The sequence below is a fragment of the Amaricoccus tamworthensis genome (assembly GCF_049800875.1).
GTDB classification, from domain to species: Bacteria; Pseudomonadota; Alphaproteobacteria; order Rhodobacterales; family Rhodobacteraceae; genus Amaricoccus; species Amaricoccus tamworthensis.
Window position 1 is genome coordinate 1 of the sequence record NZ_JBNAFV010000037.1, and the last position, 4,858, is coordinate 4,858.

Below are 4,858 nucleotides of genomic sequence, written 5' to 3' on the forward strand. Positions count from 1 at the left end.
TGCCCGACAAGCACCTCAACCTGCCGTAACTTCGTGACAATTTCCTCGGGCTTGTGTCGCTTATTTCCCATCGTGAATCCTCCGTTTTCTAAACATAGCGGCGGACCACTTCAGTGGGGGAGGATCAGGGCAGAGGGTCCTGACCGCAGGATGCGAAACCGGCTTGCGAGCGGCCGATTTGGTTCAGGTCAAAATGGACCAATTCGAAGATACGCCGCACGGCAAGCGCCTTCGTTTCAGGACAAGTAAGCGGGGCCAGATCGCATATATCCCTGCCACGTCGGCACTTGAGAAATTGATCGCAGAGACTCCGGAAGGCCAGGAGGTGCTGCTGGTATCAGAGCTTGGCAGGCCTTTGACGGCCCGTTGGGCATCGAACCAGATCACCAAGTGGCGGCGCGAAGCTCAGATCCCCCCTTGGATCGACGGCAGGGAGAAGACTCTGTCTGATACGCGCGGGACGGCGGCGACAAGATTGCTAAATGCCGATCTGTCTTTGCGCCAGATTGCGGTGCTGATGGGGTGGTCGGTTCGCTACGCGGCGCAAGTTATCGAGCATTATGCGCAGGTTAGCCCGGACGAAAGCGATGCGGTTCTGCGCAAGCTCAATCGAGCGAAATCACTGTCTCAAGACACAAAAATGTAAACGCCCCTGTAAACGCGGGGCCTCAAACACGGCAAGGAGTGATGTAAGTGATTGTTTTTAAATGGAGGCGAGTACCGGAATCGAACCGGTGTACACGGATTTGCAATCCAGAAAGAGCATAAGCGAAAACAACGTCTTAAGGGTGCAAAACACCCCCTGACAAAAAGTGAACAAAAAGCGAAAGTTTCAAAGCCAAATTCGCCGGTTCAAAACGAAAAAGGCCCCGTCACAGCGGCAACTGTGAACCGGGGCCAAATAGAAAAAGCCTGTCAGCTTTCGAAGCACATTAGCACAGGCCAGCGCCGCATCGCAAACGCTCAGTCGGCTTTTTCGCGACCTCTGACCGCTGAGGTGATCCAATGAGTTGGCGCATCGCAAACGAATGCGCCGAGCGCCGCTTTGGCAGCGCCGCGCGCAAGCAGATAATCATGTTCCTGGCCGACAAGGCGAGCGATGATGGCTCGGGCATCTGGTGTTCCAAGGGGACGATCCAGCGTCACACAGAGCTCAGCGAGAGCACGGTTAAGCGTACCATCATCGACTTCCTGCGCGAAGGCATTCTGATGGAGACGGGGCGGCGGCACTGCAAGAACGGCTACACCGTCATTTACCGGATTGTTCTAGAGCGCGTGGCCGCGCTCGAACCCACTGTTGAGACGGGGGTCACTGTGAACCCCGTCCAGCCTGAACCCGGTACGGGGTCCACGGTGAACGGGGTACGGGGTTCACGGTGGACCCCAAACCATCCTAAAACCATCCATAAACCACCTACGCGCAGGCGCGAGGCGACGGAGGAGGTTGAAGATTTTGAAGCTGAGAAGATCTTGGCAGTCTATCCCGAGGACAGGATCCGAGACCGGCAGACCAGTCTGCGCCTGATCGCAGCAGCTGTGAAGGCCGGAGTGAAGCCCGATGATCTGAGGCAGGCGGTCAAAGCTTATGCCAAGGAAAGCGAGGGCTACACGCGAAGCAAGGTCTGTTTCTCCGACAATTGGTTCAAAATGCGCCGATGGGAGAAGGGGCTTGCCCAGCTACAGGCCGACCGCGAGAAGGCGCGAGAGGCCGAAGCCAAAGGACGCGCCAGCCTCGCCGAGTGGATCCACGAGCGCCATCCCTTGTGCCGCCATATCACGAACCGCCAGATCGAAGACTTGATCGCTTCAAAGCTAGTAACGCCTGAGCAGGTGCGCGCTGCGGGGCTGCAGGTGTGAGCGAAGCGGTGATCGGAGGCGATGCGGCTTGGCTCGGAAGTAAAGCTCTTCCGCTGGCAAGAGGGTTAACCAACCTCGGAAGTTCTTCAAATTGTGAACGAAGCGTTGCTTGCATTTACGTTTATTTCGTTTATTTTGATTATTGCGAATGGGGCGCAAGATCCCGTCGCGTGAAAAGGAGAGAACCCATGATGATGCAAGCAAAAGAAGCGTTCGCAGAACGTTTGCCGGATCAGGTTGAAATTGAAAATGCTGACAGTCTTCGCCGTATCCTTGCCTCGCAAGTGAATGGTGATGAGGCCGTTGAGCTGAGCCTAGCACTCGGTGAGAAGCAGATCGAACCGGTGACCTTGGCCCCAGCCCTCGCTGCATCCTTGATGGAGTTGTTGCGGTTGGTGTCAAGCGGCAGAGGGTTCCGGATGATCCCTGTGGATGCAGAGTTGACCACTCAGCAAGCGGCCGATTTGTTGAATGTGTCGCGCCCACACCTCGTGAAGCTTCTAGAAGAGGGTGAAATCGCCTTCTTCAAAACAGGTCGGCATCGCCGTGTGAAAGCAGCAGATCTGTTTGAATACAAAAAGAAACGCGACATTGATCGCTCTGACGCATTGTCTGACCTCGCGGCAATGGACATGGAGAACGATCTTTTATGAGTGACTATGCCGACCGTTTCACGGCACTGATTGACGCTAATGTTCTGGCGTGCGCGATGCGCAGAAACATAATCTTGTCGCTGGCCGAGGCCGGATTTTTTCGGCCCCGGTGGAGCGATAGGATTATGGATGAGACTGCCGGTGCAATAGCCAAGATTACGAAGGGCGGGGCTGACACTAACAAGCAGCGTTCCGCTATGGAGCGCGCTTTCCCCGAAGCGTGCGTTACTGGGTATACTGGTCTTGAAGCCGGTCTGCAGTTGCCGGATCCTGATGACCGCCATGTTCTTGCTGCAGCGATCACAACATCCGCTCAGGTAATTGTGACAGAAAACCTTAAGGATTTCCCAAGCGAAGCACTCGTCCCTTTTGACATCGATGCAATCTCGGCCGACGAGTTTATTTCTGATGCAATCGAACTTGACTCACTCGCAGCTGTAGTTGCCCTGCGTAAAATGCGTGAGCGGTTCAAAAATCCTGATATGGACGCCGAAGCATTATTGCAGCGGATCAAGGCTCGAGAGCTATTTCAAACCGCTGAAATTTTGCACGAATACGTAGAGCTACTTTAGGCTTATGTGGCGGTAGATCGCACTGGAGACGGTCTCCAGCGAACACATTGATATCTATCTACGCTCTACAATCTGTTGCACGATAGGATGCATCCATGCAGGGACGTGTCTGCTTTGCTTAACCAATAGCTTCCGATCATTGTCGTCCAGTGCGCGTGCAATCTGGTCGACGATTTGACTGTCCACATGGTCCTTGCCGACATAACGCAAAGCCTGGAAGACAACCCCAGTCTTATGCCCTGCGCCGACCAATGTTTTGGGAGATGCTTTTCGAAATTGTATGACTTGCCGTCCAACCTTCTTGGTGCGGGTTGGGCCGTCGGTCATATAGGTCGGCTTGGATGGTACCTGAGTGGAAAGGCCCAACTGATTGGCAGCCATCGAAGGAGATGGGGTGGATGCCGCTCTCACCCTGACGGCATCGCGATGTGCCATACTCGTGGTGTCGAAGCACAAGCTGAAGGAGAGGGCATCCATGGAAGAAGTTAGCATTATCGGGGTCGATCTGGCAAAGAACGTGTTCCAGCTGCACGGGGCGGCAGCGGATGGGGTGGTTGTTTTCCGCAAGAAGCTGTCGCGACTGCAGTTTGCGCGATTCATGACGGACCATCCCGCATGCGACGTGGCGATGGAGGCGTGTCCCAGCGCGCACCATTGGGCGCGGGAATTGTCCGCCTACGGGCACAGCGTCCGGCTCATTGCGCCGCATTACGTCAAACCGTTCATCAAGCGCCAGAAAAACGACGCCGCCGACGCGGAAGCAATCGTTGAGGCAGCGATGCGTCCGACCATGCGGTTCGTCGAACCCAAGACCGAAGCCCAACAGGCCCGGGCGGTGGCGTTTCGCGCCCGCGAGCAGATCGTGAAGCAGCGGACCGAAGCGATCAACGCCCTTCGCGCGCACCTCTATGAATTCGGGCATGTGGCGCCGGAAGGGGTCGGATATATCCCGCGGCTGGCGAAGGTGGTCGAGGATCCTGGTTCGGGCCTGCCTGACCTGGCGCGAGACATCTGCCGCATGGTTCTGGAGCAGATCGAACTGTTGACGTCCCGCCTTACCGCAGTCTCGGCAAAGCTCGCCGCCGCGTCCAGGGCGGCCGCCATGCCCCGGCAGTTACAGACCATGCCGGGTGTCGGACCGATCACTGCGCTCGCAGTCGAAACCTTCGCGCCGCCGATGGACCAGTTCCGGCGTGGCCGCGATTTTGCAGCTTGGCTCGGGTTGGTGCCGCGGCAACATTCTTCTGGCGGAAAACAGAGGCTGGGGAAAACATCGAAGATGGGGCAGCGGGACATCCGGCGACTGCTTGTCACCGGCGCGATGGCGGTGGTCCGCTGGGCGCTGCGCCGTGGCGCACCGCAAAATCCCTGGCTTGAGCGCATGCTGGAACGCAAGCCACCGATGGTCGCAGCCTTCGCGCTGGCCAACAAGATGGCGCGCGGCATTTGGGCGATGCTGACGCGCGGCGAGGACTATCGCGATCCGGTGATGGCCACCGCCTGATCGGGCGCGTCGGCAGGAACGGAACGCAGAGTTGTGAGGAAGGCATGATCCGAATGGGCAAATGATCGACATGATCCGGGTTGGGCAAACCAGGAACCTTCTCAGAGCTTCGAGCTCGCTGTTGGAGATTTGGCCCCGGTCCGCGCATCACCATCCCGGCCAGCGGCATCTATCGGGCCGCACTAACAGGCCTGACAAGAGTCCGCACTCGATCACATGTCTAATGTTCAGAAATTCCTTGCAAATGAGGGCGGCATCCACAAGAGAAGGTT

General features: G+C 57.0%; 6 protein-coding genes. 5 read left to right on the forward strand and 1 reads right to left on the reverse strand.

The window, feature by feature from the left end:
• Positions 1-163: 163 nt before the first annotated feature.
• The 4 genes from ACP15P_RS23040 to ACP15P_RS23055 all read left to right on the forward strand — a co-directional run bounded on the left by ACP15P_RS23040 (position 164) and on the right by ACP15P_RS23055 (position 3,082).
• A complete protein-coding gene (locus ACP15P_RS23040; protein WP_424930761.1) occupies positions 164-646 on the forward strand; it encodes a tyrosine-type recombinase/integrase in 483 nt (160 codons plus the stop codon).
• Positions 647-1,005: 359 nt separating this feature from the next.
• Positions 1,006-1,857, forward strand: coding sequence for a hypothetical protein (locus ACP15P_RS23045; RefSeq protein WP_424930762.1), 852 nt, complete (start codon positions 1,006-1,008; stop codon positions 1,855-1,857).
• The gene (locus ACP15P_RS23050) at positions 1,854-2,510 is read left to right on the forward strand and encodes a helix-turn-helix domain-containing protein (protein WP_424930763.1); all 657 of its coding nucleotides are present in this window, start codon (positions 1,854-1,856) and stop codon (positions 2,508-2,510) included. Before ACP15P_RS23045 ends, ACP15P_RS23050 begins: the two co-directional genes overlap by 4 nt.
• A complete protein-coding gene (locus ACP15P_RS23055; protein ID WP_259938030.1) occupies positions 2,507-3,082 on the forward strand; it encodes a PIN domain-containing protein in 576 nt (191 codons plus the stop codon). Before ACP15P_RS23050 ends, ACP15P_RS23055 begins: the two co-directional genes overlap by 4 nt.
• A 54-nt stretch (positions 3,083-3,136) precedes the next feature.
• On the opposite strand, the gene ACP15P_RS23060 is transcribed toward ACP15P_RS23055, so the two are convergent.
• Positions 3,137-3,574, reverse strand: a complete 438-nt coding sequence (locus ACP15P_RS23060; RefSeq protein ID WP_424930764.1) for a DUF6088 family protein — start codon at positions 3,572-3,574, stop codon at positions 3,137-3,139.
• Here ACP15P_RS23060 and ACP15P_RS23065 point away from each other — a divergent pair.
• Positions 3,558-4,586 (forward strand): IS110 family RNA-guided transposase, encoded by a 1,029-nt coding sequence (locus ACP15P_RS23065; protein WP_028720250.1) that lies wholly within the window; start codon positions 3,558-3,560, stop codon positions 4,584-4,586. The genes ACP15P_RS23060 and ACP15P_RS23065 overlap by 17 nt on opposite strands.
• The last annotated feature ends 272 nt before the right edge of the window (positions 4,587-4,858 follow it).